Below are 22,513 nucleotides of genomic sequence, written 5' to 3' on the forward strand. Positions count from 1 at the left end.
GCTTCACTGTCTCTCAATGTGCATGTTCGGGCTTTCGCAGGCTTGCCTGGACTGTTGGGGTTTTGCTCCAGCATGCGAGGCTGCGGCGCACACGGTCTGTCGCGCAACCTTGCTCATGGCCGCCGCCGCGTTATCCTGTTGGCACCAGTCCTCGTCAGAGGGCTTTGTCGATGGAGCATCCTGTGCACCAACCCGATCCGCAAAACCTCGCCAGCGATGCTCAACGCATTACGGGCGAATCGATGCTGCACTATTTGCCGGGAACGCCGCAGACGTTACCGCCGCGCCCGCAGATGCAGGACGTGGTGATGTTGCGGTTCAGCCATCACAGCATCGTCGAGCCCATCCTGGTGCCCGCGGTGGTCGAGCCTCTGCTGGTGTGGGTGCTGGCGGGCGCGGCTCGGGTCGAGGAGCGCGTTCTGGGTGGGGAATGGGTCGCGTCCGACGTCAAGACCGGCGACTTCTTTCTCACCAACACTGGCGAACCCTACGAGATGCGCTGGCAGACCCAAGGCTGCGACGCTTTTGAGGTGATGCACCTGTATCTCGGCCTGCCATTGATTGATCAAGGCGCGCGCGAGGTACTGGGCGAACACGCCGACCCGGTCAGCTTCCTCGATGTTTCCGGTGACCGGGATGAACGAATCAGTTTCCTGTTGGAGCAACTGCGCCAGGAACTCATCGACGAGCGCCAGCCCAGCCCCTTGTTTGCCCACAGCCTGGCTCAGGCGCTGGCCGTGCATTTGGTGCGGCGCTACCTTGACCCAAACCGCAGTGCCCGGCGCAACAACGCGTTGCAGGCCTACAAACTGCGCCGCGTTATCGAGGCAATGACCGAGGGGCTTGCCGCCGATTTCAGCCTCGCGAACCTTGCGCGGGTTGCGCAACTGAGCGAGTACCACTTCAGCCGCATGTTCAAGCGCGCCACCGGGCTTTCACCCTCGCAGTACTTCATTCGCTTGCGCATGAGCCGCGCCCGGCATCTGCTGCTGGAGACGGACCGAAGCATCATCGATGTCGGGTTGGAGGTCGGCTATTCGAGCCCCAGCCATTTTTCCCAGGTGTTTCGCCGCGAAGTGGGGGTCACGCCCAGCGTCTATCGTCGGGCATGACGGCTGTTTAAGCGTTTCTGCGGTTTGCAGTGTTCATTCGGATGGTGTGAAAGGCTGCGCCGTTGGTCCGAGTGATCCATGGCTGAAGCCGCAACGGCCTGCCAAAAAAATAATTGCGTCAGGCTGTCGATTTCGACCCTTGCCATCCGATTAGTCCGTAGAGCCACCACAAGGGCGGCTTAATCCATCCACTCTCAGGAGACAAGCGCATGCGATTTATGGTGATCGTCAAAGCCAGCCCGGAATCGGAAGCCGGACAGATGCCCAGCGAAGAATTGCTCGCCGACATGGGCGCCTACAATGAAGAATTGCTCAAGGCCGGGGTGATGCTCGCCGGAGAAGGGCTGCATCCCAGTGCCAAGGGTGTGCGCGTGCAGTTTTCCGGCAAAAACCGGACCGTCGTCGAGGGGCCTTTTGCGCAAACCAGGGAATTGATTGCCGGCTTCTGGATCTTCCAGGTCCAGTCGCTGCAGGAAGCCATCGACTGGGTCAAACGCTGCCCGAACCCGATGATTAGTGACAGTGAAATCGAGATCCGCCAGATCTTCGAAGCCGAGGATTTTGGCGAGAGCTTTACCCCCGAGTTGCGCGAGCAGGAAGAGCGTCTGCGGGCGCAGTTGTCCAATCAATCGTGAAGCCGACTACAGGAGTTGCGAGCATGAAAATCATCCCTTACCTGACCTTCAACGGCCGCTGCAAGGAAGCCTTTGCGTTGTACAAGGACGTCCTTGGTGGCGAGCTGTTTTCCATGTCCTTTGCCGAGGCGCCGGAGGACGTCGGCATGCCCAAGGACGCCGACCTGATCATGCACACCTGCCTGATCGTGGGCAATTTCAGCCTGATGGCTTCCGACTGCCCGCCAGGCCAGCCGTATCGCCAGCCGCAAGGCGTGTCGGTTTCCCTCAACGTCGACAGCGTGGAAGAGGCCGAACGGCTGTTCAATGGCTTGAGTGCAGGTGGCACCGTGCAGATGCCCCTGGCGAAGACCTTTTGGGCGGAACGTTTTGCGATGTTCGAAGACCGTTTCGGGATTGCCTGGATGGTCAATTGCGAGGGGGGAAAATAAGCGGCTGTATCTCGCAGCGGTTTACTGGACATCTATCGGAAAAAGATCAGTACAAAGGTGCGCGCCATCCTGGACCGGAACTCCTGTCCGGTTGGCGCGGCATTCCGAATGGTCGCCGGGTTTCGCAACACACCCTGAGTTGGGATGCCTGGATCATCTACACTGCCTTTTCATCCTCCTGCCCGGGACTGGCAGCCTATGCGGATTTGTTTTTTTGACGGGGCCGATCGCATCGAGCTGGGTACTCGATCCAACCTTGCTGATGGCCAGTCCGTGCTGCGAGAGGGAAGCCCGGCGACCAGGATCGATGCGCGTGAACCATGGCAGGCAGAGCACTTTGTTCGCCGACATTTTGCCGGGGCCGGTGAAGTACCCCGTCTGCGCGGGCTATTGTCCGCCCAGGGGGTTCTGGTCCATCTGCTGGACGATGACGAGGTTCGTCATCAGGTCGCGGGCAAGCTGTCGAGTGGCGAGTTGTGTGCTTACCTATATCCACATCAACGACCGATGCCCGTTCGCGTACCGGCCTCGGTCGCTGTGGAAGCGGTTGTTGCACCGGTGTCCGCCGCGGCTCGCAAGCGTGCGCGGGTAAAAACCTCGTCCGAGTCCGTCAATCCACTTGAACCGGTTGCGCTGACCTTCGTGGAGATCGAGTTACTGGATATGCAGGGGCAGCCCGTCAGCGGGGAGCCCTACGTCATTGTGCTGCCCAATGGGACCCAGCGCAGCGGTGTGCTTGACGAACTCGGCCGGGCGAGAGCGGAAGGGGTTGATCCCGGCAACTGTCAGGTGACGTTTCCCAAACTCGATCAGCGTGCCGTCGAGCGATGCCGCGGCTCATGAATTGGATCGCAAACGAATGTGCTTCCACGCGGCGTCCAGGTCTTGGGGCATGCCGGCGCGCTTGCGCAGCCCGGTGGCCTTTGGCGTGATCCAGGGCTTCGGCGGGGCTGGCAATTCAAGTGGCGTCACTTCTCGGGGAATGTCGCCCGCTTTCAGCTTGGCGACGGCGTTGGCGATTTTCGTCAGCGTGGTGCGCATTTCAGTGGTGCTGTTGCTGGCATCTTCGTTCCCACAGGCTTGGCAACGGCGGTCGAGCTCAGCGGTAAGCTGTTCAGCATCCTGTCCTATCTTGACCACTTCGTTGCACCAGGGCGGTGTCTTAGTCAGGTTTCGATCCTGGTCGAACGCTTGCGTCACCACCTTGAGTCGGGCGACGACCTGATTGCAATGGGGCGTGAGGTCTTCTGCGAGATCCGGCCCGTATCTATTGAGGTTTCGCCTCATCGCGTCTATCGCATTGCTCCACGTACTCTTGTCGCACTCATAGGTTTCCAGGGCGTTGTAGACATCCAGGAAGTTGCGTTCGTGGGTCAGATAGCCGGCGACGAAAGCCGGGTCGTAACGGGTATAGTTCTTTTGCCACAGGAAAAATTGGGCGTGTTCAGCCATGACTTTTTCCAGGCGATCCCGGCAGACGTATTCGATGTGCGTTTGCTCAAAGCCGGCATTCCATAGCGGAGCATACACCTCAAGGGTGTCGCGCAATGCTTGCAGCGCCTTCATGTCCGCCTTGTAGGTAGCGAGGATGGTCGCATGCAGACTGAGCCGGGGGAGTTCGTGGACGCTGCGGGTGGCCGGGGCTATCCCGCTTTGTGCGGCCTGCAGCTGAGTGATGTGCTCGCGCAACTGCATCACGTGCCGAGCCAGTTCCAGGCTCCAGCAGGCAAAGGCGTCCATTGCCAATCCAGAGAACGGTGCCTGGGGCGTTGTCGAATAGAACAAAAACTCGATAGCGCAGCGCGTTGGATTGTCCGATACCTGATAAGCGTCGGGGTATTTCACCAGGTGGCGCAATGTCGGTTCCTGCAAGGTCTTGAACCACTCTTCTCCACGTTGCCATTTCAGGAATTCGATTGTCAGGTCGAGGCTGTGGGTCATCTCCAGAAAAACGCCTCGCAACATTGTCAGATGCCGCATGCGGGCGAACACAAGCTCCTTGCGGTTCAGACCGAGCACAAGGATATTCTTGCCACCCCTGTCGCTGGTGGGCTGCATTTGTTGGTTGAGGTCATTCAGAGGGGCGGGGATGGCCAGTCCTGTCGCGCAATTGAAGTTGATGTGCTCGCGGGGATTCTCGGTGACAGGATTGATCAACACCGGTTTCTCGGCGTTGTGCGGGTCGTCCCACGCGTCGTGGCGCGGTGGCCTAAACCGGCCCCATTCGCCAATGGCGTCCCAGAACTCATCCTCGGTGTTGAAGTCTTCCAGTCTCGGCGGCGGTTGCGCCAGGTTGTCCGGTATCACGTCAAAGTAGTTCTTCTTGTAGGTCTCGTTGCACTCCTTGCATGACCACAAGTGGTTGCTCCAGTCGTACACGTACTGAAAATAACCGAGGTTATCCATTGCCTTGTCGTTCACTGGAACGAAACCGTCGTGGCGTTTTTTCGGCCGGAAATGTTCAACATCCCCGCCTGCGGTGTCCATGAAGCGTGCCTCGCAAAAGGCGCACTTGCCATATTGGTCGACCTTGAGCAGCGCTTTGGCGTGGGGCGGTTTGTATTGGTCGTCATCGATGACGACCTTCACCGAGCCTTTGGGAACACTTTTTGTTTTGGCGGTGTTGGTGCCTTTGGTGCAGAGGACCACCGAAGCGCCAGCCTGGACAGCCTGCAGGACGTTGTTTTTCATGGCATCGTGCGAGCGCTGTAGCGCGGGAGGGGCCGTAGGCGTTTTGCGAACCCTGATCATACGGGGGCCTCGCCGTGGTAGCCGTGGAGCGCGGTGCGTACGGCATCGCCGAGTAAGTCATTGTCGTCGGGCAATCCGGCCTGCATCTTGAACGCACCGATGGCCACACGGGTCGCGTCATCCATCTGACCATCGCAGTCGCCGTTGAAGTAGCCAAGGCCACGCAGACGCTGCTGCACGCCTTTGAGGGTACTGATCGGGTCGAGCGCGCGCAGCCTCAGATGATAGTCGCGGGAGAAGCCGTCAAAGGTTACGCGCACGGTGATGTCGTCGGCGGTGGGCTCCAGAGGCCAGACGATATCGCCGTTGGCTTCGGCTTCGCCACTGCCCAGCAGCGTGTCACCGCGCAGTACCTGAAAGTGCCGGGCCAGGCCCTGTCCGGCGAGGGCATAAGGGCGAAACCTGAGCATGGCAGGGGTGTTCAGTACGCGGAAGGTGTGTCTTTGCCCGGTGGCGTTCTGTTCGAAGGTCGCTTTCACACGCGGCGGGACGAACAACGAATCACCCGCCGCGAGCGCCGTCCCGTCCGGGTGTTGACGGCGCAGATCGGCATTGCGCGGGTGATCCCAGAGTGTCTCGCGCGCATGCCCGTAGGCGTAGGCCACACTGTCGACGCTTTCGGTGGCCCCCAGTATAAGGACGATGCCGTCACCGCCCGGGTCCGATCTGGCATTCATACGGTTTCTCCTTCCCTGGAAGTCGCACGGTGGTCATCTGGGGGCGCAATCGCGCCGATTCAGCAGGCGATTAAAACCTTAGTAGGTTATGGCCGTTTTGGAAGGTCATTACCGAGCGCTGTTTGGTGAGTCACCTTCGGACACTCCCAGGGCTGGCTGATTGAGTGTTACCTGGCTACCACTGTGCACACTAATGGGCGTCGCTTGAGCCATTTGGTAGCACGTCTACCCAATTGACGCCGGGCCCATGCACGCCCCATAGCAAGACCCTTTCCTTCAAATCAATCACTTGCACATCGATCCATTCAGTTGGCACGCATTCTGCTTTTTGAATTTATGGATAATTGGATACAAAAATTCAAAAGGTGCTGCCATGCAATTCGCTCCGAGTTACGTTGGGCGCCCGTCGATGACGGCCGAGGAGGAGGCTTACAACTTCCTGCTGGACGCCATTTGCGGGGGACGATTGCGCAAGGGTGACCGGCTGATCGCTGAAGACATCGCCAGCGAGATCGGTATGAGCCGGATGCCGGTGCGCGAGGCGTTCCGTCGATTGGACGCCCAGGGCCTGGTGACCCTTAGACCCAATCGCGGGGCCGTTGTCAGTGGCCTGGATATCGATGAGCTGCACGAAGTCTTCGAGATGCGCAGCGTCCTCGAAGGCCTGGCGATCCGTGTCGCGGTAGCCAGGATAGGCGAGCGCCAATTGGCAGCCTTGGAGCGTCTGCTGGACGAGATGGACGATTACCGCGAGGAAAGCGCCGAGTGGGTCAGCCGGCATCGCGCCTTTCATGAATACCTGTGCAGCCTCAGCGGTCGTCCCCGGTTGCTGAAGCAGATCAGTGCCCTCTATTCCTTGATCGAGGCGCCCATGCGCCTATGGCTTGAGCACGTGGAAAAACCGCTGAGTGCGCGCCAGGAACACGCGGTGATTCTTGAGGCGATTCGTACTGGCGACGCCGATAAGGCCGAGGCAGTGGTGCGCGCGCACATCGAAGGCACCGTTCCTGAGTTGATCCAATTTCTGCAATCGAAAAAATAACCAGAGCGGGCCCCGAGCCTGCCGTTGTTTTGACTTTGAGTACTGCCCGTTACTAACTGAACTGGAGTGTCTGGTCATGCATAAGCCTCGCCTGTTGGTTGCCGCCCTATCCTTGGGATTCTGTGCTCAGTGGGCGGTTGCCGCGCCCGTTGTTCCGGAGCGCTTGCTCAAGGTCGAAAAACTCGTCTATTGCTCAGGCATGGATTCGCCGCCCCTGGTGTCCTTCGATGAAGCGCAGAAACCCAGGGGCTTGACCGTTGACCTGGGCCTGGAAATCGCCAAACGCCTGGGCGACAAGAAAGTCGAGTGGCGGGTGATTCCCTTTTCCGGGCTGCTCCCGGCTTTGCTCGCCAAGCAGTGCGACATGATCGTCGACCAGTTGTTTGACAAGCCCGAGCGCCGTGAGGTGATCGATATCGTCAACTACATGTACTCCAGCCAGGCGGTGGTCGTGCCCAAGGGTAATCCGAAGGCAATCAAGACGCTGTCGGACCTGTCCGGGCATAAAGTTGCGGTGCTCAATGGCTCCACCATCAAGACCCTGCTCGACGCCGAGAATGAAGCGCTGGCCAAGGCTGGCAAGCCTGGAATGAAACTGGTGGTCTACAACACCGACACCGATGCATTCCAGGCCTTGCGCATCAGCCAGGTCGATGCCTACGGCACCACGGTGGAAACCGCCGGTTATTACGCCACCATGGCCCCTGATTTGTTTGAGGAAGGGGTGCCTGCCTTCAGCCGGATTCTTACCGGACTGGGTATTCGCAAGGACGACACGCAACTGAGCGCCGCAGTGCAGCAGGTGATCAACGACATGCGCAGTGATGGCAGCTACAGCCAACTGCTCAGCAAATGGCATGTCGCCAGTGACACTCTTGATTGAGGTGAGCGTTGATGAACTTCAATTGGGATGTGTTTTGGCAGTACCTGTTGCAGCCCAGTGATGTTTACCTCACCGGGCTCTGGCTGACCTGCGTGATCAGTGTGTTGGCGATGCTGCTGGGCTGCTTCCTGGGACTGGCCGCGGCGTTGCTACGGTTGTCGAGCAATCCGTTGCTGCATTTACCGGTGCGTTTTTATGTGTGGCTGATGCGCGGCACGCCGTTGCTGGTGCAGATTGTCTTTCTCTATACAGCACTGGCGGCAGGGGGGATTTTCCGCTTCGAAGACATCGATCTGTTCGGCCTGGTGATTCCCGGCAATATCCAGGCGGCGATCATTGCCCTGGGGCTCAACGAAGGTGCCTATATGGCCGAGATCATCCGGGCCGGCATCGGCGCGGTGGACAAGGGCCAGTACGAAGCCGGGCGTTCCCTGGGCATGACGTTCGCCAAGCTGATGCGCCGCATTGTCTTGCCCCAGGCGTTCCGGGTCATCGTCCCGCCACTGGGCAACGAGTTCAACGTGATGCTCAAGAACACCACGTTGGTCAGTGTGATCGGCGTACAGGAGCTGTTGCTCAGTACCCAGATGGTCACGTCGGCGACGTTCCGGGTGTTCGAGTTGTACCTGGTGGTGGCGATCTATTTCCTCTTGTTGACCACTCTCTGGGGCTTTTTCCAGCGCTGGCTGGAAGCCCGTTTCGGCCAATCGGACCGACCCTCGTCACCACCGCCGGCGTCGACGCGGATGTTCGGACGCAGCACCCTGAACCTGCTGAGGGCACGTTAACCATGGCGCACAAAAGTGAAGAGCTGATCATCGAGGCGCTGGATGTGCACAAGTCCTTTGGCGAGCTGCAGATCCTCAAGGGCATATCCCTGCAAGTACGGCGCGGCGAAGTGGTGGTGCTGATCGGTGCCTCCGGCTCGGGCAAGACCACCTTTATCCGCTGCATCAATCTGCTGGAAGACATCCAGGGCGGGCGCATCCGCGTCAATGGCCGGGCCATGGGCTATCGCGAGCGGGCTGACGGCAGCCTGGTGCGTGAGTCGGAGCGCAACATCGCCCGCCAGCGCCGGGACATCGGCATGGTGTTTCAGCGCTTCAACCTGTTCCCCCACATGACGGCCCTGGAGAACATCATCGAGGCGCCGATCCAGGTGCTCGGGATGCCTCGCGCCGCGGCGCTGGAACAGGCCCGCAAGCTGCTGGAGCGGGTCGGTCTGGCGGACAAGGCCAACCACTACCCGTCGATGCTCTCCGGCGGCCAGCAGCAACGGGTGGCGATTGCCCGGGCCCTGGCGATGAAACCCCAGGCCATGCTGTTCGACGAACCCACCAGCGCCCTCGACCCGGAAACCGTTGGCGAGGTGCTGCAAGTGATGAAAGCGTTGGCAGAGGAAGGCATGACCATGGTCGTGGTCACCCATGAAATGGGCTTTGCCCGCGAAGTGGCAGACCGTGTGGTGGTGCTGGACCAAGGTGAACTCATTGAGCAAGGCCCGCCGGAGCAGATCTTCAGCCATCCCACGCACCCGCGAACTCGGGCTTTCCTCAGTCGCGTGTTATGACCGTTCCAGGGTGTTCGCCCTGAGTCCCGCCAATGAATCCTTGTGTTGAAGAGTCTTTGCCATGCTGAAATTTTCTGCTCACGAGTACCCTTATCCGTCGCAACGCCAGAGCGTTTTTGCCCGCCGGGGCATGGTCGCCGCGTCCCAGCCTCTGGCTGCCCAAGCGGGCATCGAGATCATGCAAAAGGGCGGCAACGCCATTGATGCGGCCATCGCCACGGCGGCGGCGCTGACGGTGGTCGAGCCCACGGGTTGTGGCATCGGTGGCGATGCTTTTGCCTTGGTCTGGTGCAAGGGTCAGTTACATGGCCTCAACGGCAACGGCCATGCACCGGCGGCCCTGAGTATCGAGGCGGTCAAGACGGCCGGTCATGAACAGATGCCGCTCTATGGCTGGACACCGGTAACCGTCCCGGGTTGCCCATCGGCCTGGGCCGAGTTGTCGCAACGCTTTGGCAAGCTGCCCTTTGCCGTGTTGCTGCAGCCGGCGATCAGCCTGGCGCGGGACGGTTTTGCGCTGTCGCCGGTGGTTGCCCATCAATGGCAGATCGCTTTGAACGAATTCACGCCTCATCGTGATCAGGTCCTGGATGCCTGGTTCCAGACCTTTCTGATTGACGGTCGCGCACCACGGGCCGGGGAGATTTTCCGCAACCCGGCCCAGGCCCGTACCCTTGAAGAATTGGCTGCCACCCGCTGCGAGAGCCTGTATCGCGGCGCCTTGGCCGAACGCCTGGATGCCCACTCCCGGGCCAGCGGCGGCTACCTTCGTGCCACGGACCTGCAGGATTATCGCGCCCAATGGGTGGCACCGATCCACGTCAACTATCGAGGCGTCGATGTCTGGGAAATCCCGCCGAGCGGACAGGGGCTGGTGGCCTTGATGGCGCTGAAAATACTGGAGGGCTTCAGCTTCGATCACCGCGACAGCCAGCAGACCTGGCATCGCCAACTGGAGGCCATGAAGTTGGCCTACAGCGACGGCCTGCACTACATCACCGACCCTCTGCACATGCGTGTGGCGGTGACTGACCTGTTGAGCGAGGAGTACAGCGCCTGCCGTCGCGCCCAGATCAGTGAACAGGCCCAGGCACCCAAACCCGGCGATCCCCACGCCAGCGGCACGGTGTACCTGGCGACCGCTGACGGGGAAGGCAACATGGTCTCGTTCATCCAGAGCAACTACCACGGATTTGGCTCTGGCGTGGTGCTGCCTGACAGCGGGATTGCCTTGCAGAATCGCGGACAGGAATTCAGCCTGGATCCGAGCCACGCCAATTGCCTGGTCCCGGGCAAGAAGACTTTTCACACCATCATCCCTGGTTTCCTCACCCAGAATGGCCAGGCCCTTGGCCCTTTCGGCGTGATGGGCGGTTACATGCAGCCCCAAGGCCATGTGCAGATGGTGATGAACCTGGTGGACTTCGGCCTGAACCCGCAAGCGGCGCTGGACGCTCCGCGCTGGCAGTGGCTTGGTGAGATGAAAGTTGGCATCGAGCAGGGTGCCTCCGGCGACTTGGCCAATGCCTTGGCGCGGCGCGGTCATGAAGTGCAGATCGCCAGTGACCGGACTGATTACGGACGAGGCCAGATCATTCTCCGCGACCCGGTCAGCGGTGTCCTGTGCGGCGGCACCGAGCCCAGGGCGGATTCTCATATTGCTGTGTGGTAGGCACGATGAACCGGCCGTGCTTGCAGGGACTCCCGGGGGCGTATGGTTGAGAACCCGGGAGGACGAGCGCCGCCGCAGGCAACACTCCATGACCGATGAAACACTCATTGCGTCGTGATAGCACTCAAGTGAATAAAAACGATTGAAAAAACCCTCTGGACGCTATACACCGAAGGCTCACTGGCATATTGCCCGGCAATCAGTCATTCAATCTCGCCACTGTGGCGCAGGGAGCGCTGATGAGTTTTCGCCCATTGAGCGATCCCCCGCAGCCATCGAACCATTACGGTGTGGCAATTCACCTGCAAGAAAACCCGGATGCGGCCGGCATGGCATACGTTGGCAAGGAAGACGCGATCGAACAATTGCTGGAATCAGCGCGCACCTGGGCCCACACCACCCAGTGGGTGGTTTATCGCGCCGGTGAACAACTGCATCTGCTGGGGCAGGGCGACCCAGGGCAACAGTGGCCGGCCAGCGTTGCGAACGCCGAGTTCGAGACCTTCTGCCGGACCAGACGGTTGTGCCGCTGGCCGACCGGTCGGGGCGAAAGTGTGCTGGGTTGGCTACTGGCGCCAGTCACCGATACCGAGGAGCCGGCCCTCGCCGAGTTTGCCCGATGCCTGGGCATCCAGGTACAGACCAATACCCTGGCCCGGGCCCAGATTACTCAGCGTGTGCTGTATGAAATTACCTACCTGGCCAGTTCCACCCGCGACCGCTCCGTGTTCCTGGTGGGGGTTCATCGGCTGCTCGCCAGCCTGATCGATGCCGAGAACTTTTATCTCGCGCTGTATGACCCCCACAGCGGAAAAATCGACTACCCGTACTACGTCGACATCATCGACGTCGATGCCGTGGAGTCCCAACACTACGAATACCTAGACCCTTCGCGTCTGTCGTTGACCGGCCAGGTGCTGACCTCGGGCCAGCCGTTGCTGATCGATGCCGCCGGCATTTGCGCCGCTCAGGCCGAGGGTCGTTTCTATTGCGTAGGTGATCGTCCCGAATTCTGGATGGGCGCTCCGCTGAAAAATGCCGCCGATGAAGTGTTTGGCATGCTTGCCATGCAGGTCTACGACGTTGCACGCACCTACAGCGCCGAAGACCGCGCGCTGTTTCTGGTGGTGGCCCGGCACGTGGCCATGGCGCTGGACCGGATTCTGCACCGTGAGGGCATGGAAGAGACGGTGATGCGTCGCACGCTGGAACTGTCGGCAGTCAATGACGCGCTGAGGCAGGAAGTGGCAGATCGAGAGCGCGCCGAACACCTGCAGAGTGCGCTATTTCAGATTGCAGAACTGTCGAGCCAGCCTGGCGACATGGCGGAGCTGTTCCAGACCTTGCATGGCATTGTCGGGGATCTGCTGTTCGCGGAGAACTTCTACATCGCGCTGTTCGACGACGCGATCGGTGAAGTGACCTTTCCGTATTATGTCGATGAGCGCAAAACCACCCTGCCTGAGGCACGCCGTGGGTGCCGGGGCCTGACTGAGTACGTTATCCGCCAGCGTCGTCCTTGCCTGATTGATCCTTTCGACGCGGATCGGTTGTCTGCACAGGGTGAACTCGAAGTGGCCTACGAGTCGGTCCGCTTCCATTCCTGGCTGGGCATTCCGTTGTTCGATGGCGATGTGGTACGGGGTGTGCTGGCGGTGCAAAGCTATACCTCCCAGGTGCGCTACACCTTGCGCGACCAGGAACTGCTGACGTTCGTGTCACGGCACATTGATACGGCATTGTCGCGCCGCACGGCCGCAGAAGCGATCCATGCCGCCAACCTCAAGCTCGAAGCCAGGGTGCAGGACCGCACCCGCGAACTGGATCACGCCAACGCCAAGCTGCAACACGAAAACGCCCATGATGCGCTGACCGGGCTGCCGAATCGCTCCTACCTGCAGCAGCGCCTCAATGTGGCCTGGGCGCGGTTCGAGAGCGAAGGCGGGCAACTGTCGGTGATGTTCATCGACCTCGACCGCTTCAAGATGGTCAACGACAGCTTCGGCCACCATTTTGGCGATTTGCTGTTGATGCAGGCCGCCCACCGCTTGCGCAGTTGCCTGCGTGACACCGACATGCTGGCCCGCCTGGGGGGCGATGAGTTTTCAGTGCTGGCGCCCGAGGCGACACTGGAGGCGGTGATCGAAATCGCCGAGCGGATTCTGTCGGTGTTCGACCTGCCGTTTCTCATCAATGGCCACGAAGTGTTTTCGTCTTGCAGCATCGGTATTGTCAGCGCCGACAGTCAGTTTCACCACGAACCCGCGGACTTGCTGCGCGATGCCGATGCGGCGATGTACCGGGTCAAGAATGCCGGGCGCGACAGTTACGCGGTGTTCAACCAGGAAGTGCGTCGTGAAGTCTCGGACCAGGTTGAGCGTGAAGGGCACCTGCGCAATGCGCTCAAGCGTACCGACGAACTGCTGCCGTATTTCCAGCCGATTGTCAGCGTCGAAAGCGGCGAGCTGGTGGCCCTTGAAGCGCTGATCCGCTGGCATCAACCGGGTGGCCGGATCATCGCGCCGGGCGAGTTTCTGCCCGATGTCGAGGGGTTGCGTCTGATCGGTCGACTGGATCTGTACATGCTCACCAGCATCGTGGCGATCCTCGCACTACCGCAACACGCCAATTGGCCACCGGTGCATGTCAATTGCTCCAGCTACAGCATGACGCGCCCGGATTTTGCCGATGATGTGCTGGCACTGTTGGCCCGTTACAACGTCGCGCCGTCGCGGATCTGCCTGGAGTTGACCGAAGGTGCGCTGGTGGCCGAGCCCGCCATTGCCCGACTGACCATGCAGCAATTGGCCGACAACGGCATGTCGGTGGTGCTCGATGACTTTGGCGCAGGATTTTCCTCCCTGAGCTATGTGCATCAATACCGTTTCAGCGGTTTGAAGATCGACAAGTCGTTCATTTTCGAACTGACCACCAGCCCCCGCAGTCGCGCGATCGTCCGGGCGATCGTGCGTATGGCCGAATCACTGGACCTTAGCGTGGTGGCCGAAGGTGTCGAAGATGAAGCGACGTTGCTCTTGCTGCGGGAGATGGGGGCAGGGCAGGCCCAAGGTTATTATTTCGCCAAGCCGATGGGGCTGGAGGCATTGCTGGCGACTTCGCTGGTTGGTGGCTAGGTGCGTGGAACGGGCGGTTATTTCTGCCTGAGGGCGGCGATGGACAGGCCTGAGACGATGAAGGTCAATCCCGCGCCCAGGTTCAGTCCGTTGGCAAGGCGAGGGCGCTGACAGATGTATTGCGACAGGCGCGTGGCGAAGACCCCCATCAACGAGAACCCCACGGCCGTCAGCAGGGCGAACCAGAACCCGTAGACCAGCATCTGTACGGTGACCGAGCCGAGCGCGGGGTTGATGAATTGAGGGATGAACGCCAGGACGAACAACCCGGGTTTGGGGTTTAGCGCCGCCGAAAGAAAGCCTGTAAGCAAAATGCTTCGCAGTGGCTGTCGTGCGGCGGGCGCGAAGGTTATCAGGCTTCTGGAGCGCAGCACCTTGATCCCGAGCCAGACCAGATAGGCCGCCCCTACCAATTTGACGACCCAGAAGGCAACCGTCGAGGTCTGGATCAACAGCGTCAGCCCCAACGAGGCGGTGGTGACGTGAAACAAAATGCCCAGCCCAGACGACAGGCCGGACACGATGGCGGCCAGGCGACCCTGGCTCAGCCCCCGTCCTATGGCCAGCAGATTGTCAGGACCGGGTGACAAGACCAGCAGCACGCAGGCTGCGGTGTAGGTGAACCAGATATCCATCGGAAACACGGTGAAGCTCCCTGTGAGGTATGAATGGGGTCAACGGATGATGTCCGCGAGGCTGTCCTGGATTGTGGCGCTGGCAGAGACAAGGCCAAGGTCTTTCATTTCTAGCAGCGGTGAACCGGTTCGGCAACTCAATAACGGGCCCCGAACTCCTCGGCAGCGGGGCTGATGGGGGGAGTAACGCTGGGATCAACGACCGTTTCATGAGGATTCGCTTCACCCACTTGAACGTCTGCTACCACGCGGCCTCTGACGTAATGCAGGGCGAACATACGCCGCTCATTCCGACTTGGAGGATAGGTTTACATGAACATTCTAATGGTCCTGACGTCCCACGATCAGTTGGGTGACACCGGCAAGAAAACGGGGTTTTGGCTGGAAGAATTCGCCGCGCCCTATTACGTGTTTGTCGACGCCAAAGTGACGGTTACGCTCGCCTCACCAAAGGGAGGGCAACCGCCGCTGGACCCCAAGAGCGACGAGGAACAGGCCCAGACGGACGCCACTCGCCGCTTCAGCGCCGATACCCGGGCCCAGGCAGCGTTGGCCGACACGGTGCCGCTGGGCGAAATTGATCCCTACGACTTCGATGCCGTGTTCTATCCCGGAGGTCATGGGCCGCTGTGGGATCTGGCCGAGGACACTGATTCCAAGACCCTCCTCGAAGCCTTTTACGCCGCGAATAAACCCATCGCGGCCGTCTGTCACGCGCCTGGGGTGCTCAAGAACGTCAACGCGCCGGATGGCCATCCAGTGGTCAAGGGCAAGAAAGTGACCGGGTTCACCAACTCTGAAGAAGAGGCCGTGGGATTGACCCAGGTGGTGCCATTTCTGGTGGAGGACATGCTCAAAGCCAGAGGTGGCGAGTATTCAAAGGCGGCAGACTGGGCGAGTTACGTGGTCGAGGATGGCCATCTGATCACCGGCCAGAACCCGGCTTCTTCCGAAGCCGCCGCCAACGCGCTGCTCAAGCGCTTGCAGCAAGAGCAGAAGGCTTGAGTCAGCTCAAACAAGGGCCGGATCGCAACCGACGCGTCGGCCTTGAGGCCGTCGCGCGTTCACCTCGCAAGGGCGCATGCCGTTATGTTCGAATGCACAGTCGCGGACAATCAATGAGACTCGCGCAAGACCTCGATGAAGGCCTGCAAGCCTGATGGGATATAGCGGTGCCCCGGATAATACAGAAACAGCCCAGGAATCCTGGGGCACCAATCCGCGAGGACCTCGACCAGACGGGCGTCTGCCAAAGGTTGCGATACCGTCTGCTCTGGCACGTAAGCGATGCCGAGCCCGGATATGGCTGCATCGACCATGATTTCGGCATTATCGAGGGTTAGCTGTCCTTTGGGCTCGATGACCAAGGATTGTCCGTTCCTGGAGAATTCCCATCTATAAGGTTTACCACTGGGCATCCGGATGCAGATGCATTGATGTCCTGGCAGATCATCCGGCGTAAGGGGGACAGGATGAGTCTTCAGGTATTGGGGGGACGCCACGGTAATAAATCGCGTATCCGTTCCTATCGGCACGGCGATCATGTCTTGGGGGATCGCTTCACCTAAACGGATACCGGCGTCGAAGCCCTCGGCTACGATATCGATCAGACGGCCCTCGGTCACGAGGTCAACCGACATCTGGGGGAAGCGTTCCAGGAATATCGGAAGGGCAGCTTTCATCAAAACGCGCGCGGCCTGTTCGCTGGCATTGATCCGTAAAGTGCCGCTGGGAAGATCCCGGTATTCATTGACTTCCTCAATCGCCAGCTCGAATTCGCGCAACACAGGCGCCAGTCGTCTTAGCAGACGCTCTCCCGCTGCCGTCGGTGAAACGCTGCGCGTGGTGCGGTGCAGCAAACGCACCCCAAGACCGGCCTCCAGCGTTTTCATCATATGACTCAGGGTAGAGGCTGACAGGCCCAACTCATCGGCCGCTTTACGAAAGCTGCGATGAGCAACGATGCGGGTCAGCGCGCGTAAATCGGCAAGCGAAAGGGGCAATTGATTCATGGCTATATTTCATTAGCTCATCCGAATTCTGCCCCATAGTAGCAGCAGTCCGGCTGACGTAGTTTGGTCTCACATCGATGGCAACTCACCCTTCATTCGGAGATCAAGCACATGAGCAAAACTTGGTTAGTGACTGGAAGTTCGTCCGGCATTGGTCTGGCGGTGGTCGAACAATTGCTGGAACGGGGGGACCGTGTGGCGGCTACTTTGCGTAAGCCTCAGGCCTTGAGTCACTTGAAGACACGCTACGGCGAGCAACTGTGGACAGCGTTGCTCGATGTAAACGACGCATTGGCCATCCGCGCTGTGGTTCATCAGGCGTTCACCGAGCTAGGACGTATTGATGTTGTGGTGAGCAGTGCGGGCTACGCGTTGTTTGGTGCGGCGGAGGAAGCCAGCGATGAACAGATCGACCAGCAGTTGCAAACGAATCTGCTCGGTTCTATTCAACTCATCCGTGCCTGCCTACCGTTTCTGCGCAAACAGGGGGGCGGTCGAATTCTTCAAGTGTCCTCGGAGGGCGGGCAGCTCGCTTACCCGAACTTCAGCCTTTACCACGCAAGCAAATGGGCCATTGAGGGATTCGTTGAGTCGGTCGCTCTGGAGGTTGCGCCTTTTGGGATCGAGTTCACCCTGGTAGAGCCGGGCCCGACACGAACTAATTTCGGCGCCGCGCTGGTTCGTCCGCCCGCGATGGCTGAGTACGAGCAAACGCCTGCCGGTGAAGTGCGTAAAGCAATCGCCGAGGGTACTTTCCCGCTTACCGGAGACCCGCAGAAAATGGCCAGGATCATGCTCGAGATTGTCGACGTCGATCCCGCACCCAGGCGTCTACTGCTAGGCAGCGGGGCTTACGAGCGTGTTCGCAATGCCCTGGTCCAACGGCTGGCTGAGCTGGAGCAATATCAAGCGCTTGCAATGAGCACGGAGGTTGACTGAGCTCGGCCCGTTTCTCATCCAGTCCTGATCATGGACCCCGAAAAATCAGTGTTCCCATTGTTCAAGCAATATCGAGACAAATTTTTCCGCGGCCGGGGAGAGCGATGCGCCCCTTCGATAGACCAGGCCCAGCGATCGGTTTACCACCGGATCAATCAACGGCACGCTGACCAATGTCGGGTGATCCTCGGCTGGCATTGCGAGGCTGGGCATGGCCGACACCCCGAGGCCGGCCTCGACCAACCCCAACGATGTAGACAAGTGCTGCACTTCGTAGAACCACTGCGGACGCCAGCTCAAACCCGACAAGGCGTGGTCCAGCAGCATTCGGTTGCCGCTGAGACGACCGACACCGATCAGTCGGTAATCGCTGAGCTCAGACCAGCTTACCGAGCTGCGTCTGGCCAGTTCATGGTCGCGTCGACAAGCTAAAACGAAAGGTTCGTTGACCAATGGCACGAACTCGATATCCGGGTGCTGGCCACTCATCATATTGATACCGAAATCGGCTTCGCCACGCAGTACCGCCTCGAGCCCTTCGTTTGCGCTGAGGTCGAGCAGGCGGATGCGGATTTTGGGGTAGCGCTCGTTATAGAGGCGGATCACCGAAGGCAGGAAATAGAAGGCCGCGGTGGGGATGCAGGCCAAGGTCACCCGACCGATCTGGCGCTCCGCCAGTTCGCGAATATTGAGAATCGAGTCGTCGAAATCATCCAGCAAGCGCCGCGCCTTGGGCAGGAAATCGCGCCCGACGCTCGTCAGGCTGACCTTGCGGGTGGTGCGATCCAGCAAGGCGGTCCCCAGGCCTTCCTCGAGTTTTTTCATGCGCCGGCTCAGGGCCGGTTGAGAGAGATGCAACGCATCGGCGGCTTCATGAAAACTGCCTAGTTCAGCGATTTTCACGAAAGATCGTATGTCCTGAAGCTCGTATTCCATGTTCTTTCTCACCGGGCAAGAGCGATGCGCTGGGAAATCATCGTAAATTAATTCATTCGTGAAACGCAATAATTGCTCTGATCTTTGCATTGGAAACACTTTTAGAACCCTGCCACTCTTGTGTCCAGAACATCAATTATCCAGATTGATCAACAAGAGTTAGTGTTCATGCAGCGAATTCCTTGTGTGCTGATGCGCGGTGGTACTTCCAAAGGGCCCGTATTTCTTGCCTGGGACCTGCCCAGTGCCATCGCCGAACGTGATGAGCTGCTGCTCAACCTGATGGGGTCCGGCCATGAGCTGGAAATCGACGGCATCGGTGGCGGCAGCCCGCAAACCAGCAAAGTGGCAATCGTCAGCCCATCGTTGCACCCGGACGCGGATGTCGACTATCTGTTCGTCCAGGTCATGGTTTCCCAGCGCCGGGTCGATACCGCGCCCAACTGCGGCAATATGCTGTGCGCCGTCGGCCCGTTCGCCATCGAGCAGGGGCTGGTCAAGCCTTCCGGCGATCTGACCCGCGTGCGGATCCGCAACCTCAATACCGGGACCTTCGTAAATTCAGAGGTGCAAACCCCTGAGGGCAAGGTCAGCTATGAAGGGGACACCGCCATCGACGGCGTGCCTGGCACGGCGGCTCCGGTGCAACTGACCTTTCTGGATGCGGCTGGCAGCAAGACCGGCAAGCTCTTCCCGACGGGGCAATCGCTGGACCTGATCGATGGTATCCCGGTGACCTGTATCGACATGGCGATGCCGATGCTGATCGTCGAGGCCAGTCAGCTTGGCAAGCGCGGCGATGAAAGCCCCGCTGAACTGGACGCCGATAAAGCGTTCCTGCAACGCCTGGAGTCCCTGCGACTCAAAGCCGGCCTGGCCATGGGCCTGGGTGATGTCAGTGACAAGGTCATCCCCAAGCCGGTGCTGGTGTCTCCTGCCAAGTCGGGCGGGACGGTCCAGGTGCGCTATTTCATGCCGCACAACTGTCATCGCGCCTTGGCGATCACCGGCTCCATCGGTCTGGCTACCGCTTGCGTGACTGAAGGCAGCGTAGTGGCGCAGTTGCTCGGCGGCATCAGCGAGCCGCGTCTGCAGCAGGTTCGTATTGAGCACCCAAGCGGCGGTATCGATGTCGTGCTGTCCTATACCGGCGAAAAGGGTGAGACCATTCGTGCCTCGGTGGTGCGTACCGCCCGCCGGCTTTTCTCAGGTTTCGTCTACGCCACCGCTTCACACCGGCTGGCCGGATAGTCCAGGCAGTCATTGTCGTTTGCATCAGAACAATTCTAAAAATGGGTGATGCCATGAAAGTTGTTAAATCGCTCTACTTCCAGATCATCTGCGCCGTGCTGCTGGGCGTGCTGGTCGGGCACTTCTGGTCGCAACAGGCGATTGCCTTGAAGCCGCTGGGTGATGCTTTCATCAAGTTGATCAAGATGATGATCGCGCCGGTGGTGTTCTGCACGATTGTCACCGGCATCGCCGGCATGAGTGACAAGCGCTCGCTGGGGCGCTTGTTGAGCAAGACCATGCTGCTGTTCCTGGCGCTGACGGTGATCAGCCTGATCATTGGCCTTGTGTCGGTCTACCTGTTCAAGCCCGGTGCAGGCATGAACATAGACCCGACCCAGTTGAGCACCCAGGGCCTGTCGCAATACACCGACTCCGCTGCGAAGCTGAGTGTGGTGGACTTCTTCATGCACATCATTCCCGACACCTTTATTGGCGCTTTCAATAAAGGCGAGGTGCTGCCGGTGCTGTTTATCGCAGTGCTCTGCGGCTTTGCCCTGTCGTCCTTGGGCGAGCGCGGCAAGCCAGTGCTGGATGTGCTGGAATCAGCTTCGCACATGGTGTTCAAGATATTCTCCTACCTGATGCGTTTTGCTCCGATCGGCGCTTTCGGAGCCTTGGCCTTCACTGTCGGGCAGTACGGCATCACGTCGCTGGGCTCGCTGGCCAAGCTGATCATGACCCTGTACGTCGCTTGCGCCTTCTTCGTCTTCGTTGTGTTGGGCAGCATTTGCCGTGCACACGGCTTCAGTTTGTGGAAGCTGTTGCGTTATCTGCGCGAGGAATTCCTGGTGGTGCTGGGCACTTCTTCGACTGAACCGGTGATGCCGCGGATGTTGGAAAAGCTCCAGGCCCTGGGTTGCAAGAAGGGAGTCGTGGGGCTGGTGCTGCCAACCGGTTACTCGTTCAACCTCGATGGCACGGCGATCTACCTGTCGCTGGCGGCCATTTTCATTGCACAGGCCTGCAACATCGACCTGACGCTGACCCAGGTCATCACCATGCTGGCGATCATGTTGCTGTCTTCCAAGGGCGCCGCAGGTGTTACCGGCAGCGGCTTTGTCGCGTTGGCCTCGACCCTGACCGTCATCCACGATATTCCTCTGGCCGGTTTGGCCCTGTTGATCGGGATCGACCGGTTCATGTCCGAGGCGCGGGCGCTGACCAGCCTGGCGAGCAACGCAGTGGCGACCGTGGTGATCTCCATCTCGGAGAATGCCTGCGACCGCGATGTGCTGTTGCAGACCCTGGATGGCAAACCCTCCCCGAGGCACATCCAGGCAACGGAGCACGCCTGGGACGACACAAAGGTCGCGAATCACATCTAACCGGTCACGGCTGACCCGACATCACCGCGTTATCTTCCTGAATACCTGCGCCAGGCAATCATTCGAGTGTCGCCTGGCGAGTGGGATGGCGTGCGCCTGAATGTCGGTCAAGCTACTCATAACAACAAGAGATCTGACTTATGCTCGCTTTACTTGGCTTGGCCATGGTGGTGGTCTTCACCTTCCTGATAATGACCAAACGTTTGTCACCGATCGTCGCCCTGACGGTGGTGCCAATAGTCTTCGCGGTGATCGGCGGGTTTGGCGGTACCACCGGCAAGATGATGCTGGACGGCTTGAAGATGGTCGCGCCGTCGGCGGCGCTGCTGTTGTTCGCAATTCTGTTTTTCGGCCTGATGATCGATGCCGGTCTGTTCGACCCGCTGATCCGCAAGATCCTCAAGCGAGTTAACGGTGATCCGATGAAAATCGCCGTGGGCACGGCGCTGCTGTCGCTGTTGGTGGCGCTGGACGGTGACGGCACGACCACGTACATGATCACCTGTGCAGCGATGTTGCCGCTGTACAAGCGCATCGGCATGAACCCGATGATCCTGGCGACCATTTCCATGCTCTCGTTGAGCATCATGAGCGGCATGACGCCCTGGGGCGGCCCGGCGACCCGTGCGATCGCAGCGCTGGGCCTGGATGCCGGTGAGTATTTTGTGCCTTTGCTGCCGACCATGATCGGCGGTGCGATGTGGGTGGTGTTCACGGCGTTTCTGCTGGGGCGTGCCGAACGCAAGCGCATCGGCAACACCCATCTGCAAAGCGGTGGGGGTAATTGCTACATCAAGGCGATTATTGAAGACACGCCGCACAAGCGCCCGAAACTGGCCTACGTCAACCTGCTGCTGGTGACGGCGGTGATGGTTGCGCTGGTCATGGGCCTCATGCACTCGGCGATCCTGTTCCTGATCGGTTTTGTCCTGGCGTTGATGATCAACTATCCGCAACTGGATATTCAGAAAGAACGAATTCTCGCTCATTCGGGCAACGCCATGACCGTGGTTCTGCTGGTGTTTGCCGCGGGTATCTTCGCCGGGATCTTCTCTGGGACGAAAATGGTCGATGCGCTGGCGCAAACCCTGGTCGACTGGATCCCGCCATCCTGGGGCCATTTGTTCCCGTTGGTGGTTGCCATTACCAGCATGCCGCTGACCTTCGTACTGTCCAACGATGCCTACTACTTCGGTGTCGTGCCGATCCTGGCCAACGCCGCAGCGGCCTATGGCATTGATCCGGTCGAGATTGCACGGGCCTCCATTCTCGGCCAACCGGTACACCTGATGAGTCCGCTGGTGGCCTCGACGCTGCTGCTGGTCGGCATGGTGGACCGTGATCTGGGCGACTTCCAGAAAGCCACCGTCAAATGGGCGGTGCTCACTTCCCTGGTCGTGACTGCGTTGGCCTTGCTGACTGGGGCAATCAGTCTGTTCTCCTGATTCTCCAAACCTCTTTGACAC

At 59.7% G+C, this 22,513-nt stretch carries 20 protein-coding genes; 15 read left to right on the forward strand and 5 right to left on the reverse strand.

From position 1 onward, the window contains the following. Positions 1-170 precede the first annotated feature (170 nt). From BW979_RS14850 to BW979_RS14865, 4 genes are all read left to right on the forward strand, one after another. A complete protein-coding gene (locus BW979_RS14850; protein WP_076384150.1) occupies positions 171-1,112 on the forward strand; it encodes a helix-turn-helix domain-containing protein in 942 nt (313 codons plus the stop codon). A 209-nt stretch (positions 1,113-1,321) separates the two neighbouring features. Continuing rightward, on the forward strand, positions 1,322-1,747 hold the full coding sequence (locus tag BW979_RS14855) for a YciI family protein (protein ID WP_047225535.1): 426 nt from the start codon (positions 1,322-1,324) through the stop codon (positions 1,745-1,747). 23 nt (positions 1,748-1,770) lie between these two features. Then, entirely contained in the window at positions 1,771-2,178 is a 408-nt protein-coding gene (locus BW979_RS14860) for a VOC family protein (protein WP_076384152.1), read from the forward strand. 198 nt (positions 2,179-2,376) lie between these two features. Continuing rightward, the gene (locus BW979_RS14865) at positions 2,377-3,021 is read left to right on the forward strand and encodes a hypothetical protein (RefSeq protein ID WP_052915277.1); all 645 of its coding nucleotides are present in this window, start codon (positions 2,377-2,379) and stop codon (positions 3,019-3,021) included. On the opposite strand, the gene BW979_RS14870 is transcribed toward BW979_RS14865, so the two are convergent. Both BW979_RS14870 and BW979_RS14875 read right to left on the reverse strand, forming a co-directional pair. Then, entirely contained in the window at positions 3,016-4,869 is a 1,854-nt protein-coding gene (locus BW979_RS14870; protein ID WP_223194322.1) for a protein Hnh, read from the reverse strand. The genes BW979_RS14865 and BW979_RS14870 overlap by 6 nt on opposite strands. 56 nt (positions 4,870-4,925) lie before the next feature. Continuing rightward, on the reverse strand, positions 4,926-5,606 hold the full coding sequence (locus BW979_RS14875) for a peptidoglycan-binding domain-containing protein (RefSeq protein ID WP_076384156.1): 681 nt from the start codon (positions 5,604-5,606) through the stop codon (positions 4,926-4,928). 373 nt (positions 5,607-5,979) lie between these two features. On the opposite strand from BW979_RS14875, the gene BW979_RS14880 reads away from it, so the two are divergent. The 6 genes from BW979_RS14880 (at position 5,980) to BW979_RS14905 (ending at position 13,907) form a co-directional block, all read left to right on the forward strand. Then, on the forward strand, positions 5,980-6,648 hold the full coding sequence (locus tag BW979_RS14880; RefSeq protein WP_047225539.1) for a GntR family transcriptional regulator: 669 nt from the start codon (positions 5,980-5,982) through the stop codon (positions 6,646-6,648). A 76-nt stretch (positions 6,649-6,724) separates the two neighbouring features. Continuing rightward, a complete protein-coding gene (locus BW979_RS14885; protein WP_047225540.1) occupies positions 6,725-7,531 on the forward strand; it encodes an ABC transporter substrate-binding protein in 807 nt (268 codons plus the stop codon). An 11-nt stretch (positions 7,532-7,542) separates the two neighbouring features. Continuing rightward, entirely contained in the window at positions 7,543-8,319 is a 777-nt protein-coding gene (locus BW979_RS14890; RefSeq protein ID WP_047225541.1) for an amino acid ABC transporter permease, read from the forward strand. Positions 8,320-8,321: 2 nt separating this feature from the next. Further along, entirely contained in the window at positions 8,322-9,101 is a 780-nt protein-coding gene (locus tag BW979_RS14895) for an amino acid ABC transporter ATP-binding protein (protein ID WP_047225542.1), read from the forward strand. A gap of 61 nt (positions 9,102-9,162) precedes the next feature. Beyond that, the gene (locus BW979_RS14900; RefSeq protein ID WP_047225543.1) at positions 9,163-10,773 is read left to right on the forward strand and encodes a gamma-glutamyltransferase family protein; all 1,611 of its coding nucleotides are present in this window, start codon (positions 9,163-9,165) and stop codon (positions 10,771-10,773) included. A gap of 239 nt (positions 10,774-11,012) precedes the next feature. Next, positions 11,013-13,907: a bifunctional diguanylate cyclase/phosphodiesterase gene (locus BW979_RS14905; protein ID WP_076384158.1), complete on the forward strand. Its 2,895-nt coding sequence runs from the start codon at positions 11,013-11,015 to the stop codon at positions 13,905-13,907. Between the two features lie 17 nt (positions 13,908-13,924). Here the strand turns inward: BW979_RS14905 and BW979_RS14910 are convergent, their stop codons facing one another. Beyond that, entirely contained in the window at positions 13,925-14,551 is a 627-nt protein-coding gene (locus BW979_RS14910; protein ID WP_076384161.1) for a LysE family translocator, read from the reverse strand. Positions 14,552-14,854: 303 nt separating this feature from the next. Here BW979_RS14910 and BW979_RS14915 point away from each other — a divergent pair, with 303 nt between their 5' ends. Then, entirely contained in the window at positions 14,855-15,547 is a 693-nt protein-coding gene (locus BW979_RS14915; RefSeq protein ID WP_047225546.1) for a type 1 glutamine amidotransferase domain-containing protein, read from the forward strand. A gap of 110 nt (positions 15,548-15,657) precedes the next feature. On the opposite strand, the gene BW979_RS14920 is transcribed toward BW979_RS14915, so the two are convergent. After that, positions 15,658-16,554, reverse strand: coding sequence for a LysR family transcriptional regulator (locus BW979_RS14920; RefSeq protein ID WP_047225547.1), 897 nt, complete (start codon positions 16,552-16,554; stop codon positions 15,658-15,660). Positions 16,555-16,665: 111 nt separating this feature from the next. On the opposite strand from BW979_RS14920, the gene BW979_RS14925 reads away from it, so the two are divergent. After that, positions 16,666-17,493 carry an SDR family oxidoreductase gene (locus tag BW979_RS14925; RefSeq protein WP_076384163.1) on the forward strand — a complete coding sequence of 276 codons (828 nt, stop codon included), beginning with the start codon at positions 16,666-16,668 and terminating at the stop codon, positions 17,491-17,493. A gap of 45 nt (positions 17,494-17,538) precedes the next feature. On the opposite strand, the gene BW979_RS14930 is transcribed toward BW979_RS14925, so the two are convergent. Continuing rightward, positions 17,539-18,429 carry a LysR family transcriptional regulator gene (locus BW979_RS14930; RefSeq protein WP_047225549.1) on the reverse strand — a complete coding sequence of 297 codons (891 nt, stop codon included), beginning with the start codon at positions 18,427-18,429 and terminating at the stop codon, positions 17,539-17,541. A 168-nt stretch (positions 18,430-18,597) separates the two neighbouring features. Here BW979_RS14930 and BW979_RS14935 point away from each other — a divergent pair, with 168 nt between their 5' ends. The 3 genes from BW979_RS14935 (at position 18,598) to BW979_RS14945 (ending at position 22,492) form a co-directional block, all read left to right on the forward strand. After that, positions 18,598-19,680, forward strand: a complete 1,083-nt coding sequence (locus tag BW979_RS14935; protein WP_047225550.1) for a 4-oxalomesaconate tautomerase — start codon at positions 18,598-18,600, stop codon at positions 19,678-19,680. A 41-nt stretch (positions 19,681-19,721) separates the two neighbouring features. Then, complete coding sequence (locus BW979_RS14940; RefSeq protein ID WP_047225551.1) at positions 19,722-21,047, forward strand: dicarboxylate/amino acid:cation symporter; 1,326 nt, start codon at positions 19,722-19,724, stop codon at positions 21,045-21,047. 140 nt (positions 21,048-21,187) lie between these two features. Continuing rightward, on the forward strand, positions 21,188-22,492 hold the full coding sequence (locus BW979_RS14945) for a CitMHS family transporter (protein ID WP_047225552.1): 1,305 nt from the start codon (positions 21,188-21,190) through the stop codon (positions 22,490-22,492). Positions 22,493-22,513: the final 21 nt, after the last annotated feature.

This window comes from Pseudomonas sp. A214 (genome assembly GCF_900156295.1).
Classification (GTDB): domain Bacteria; phylum Pseudomonadota; class Gammaproteobacteria; order Pseudomonadales; family Pseudomonadaceae; genus Aquipseudomonas; species Aquipseudomonas rhizophila.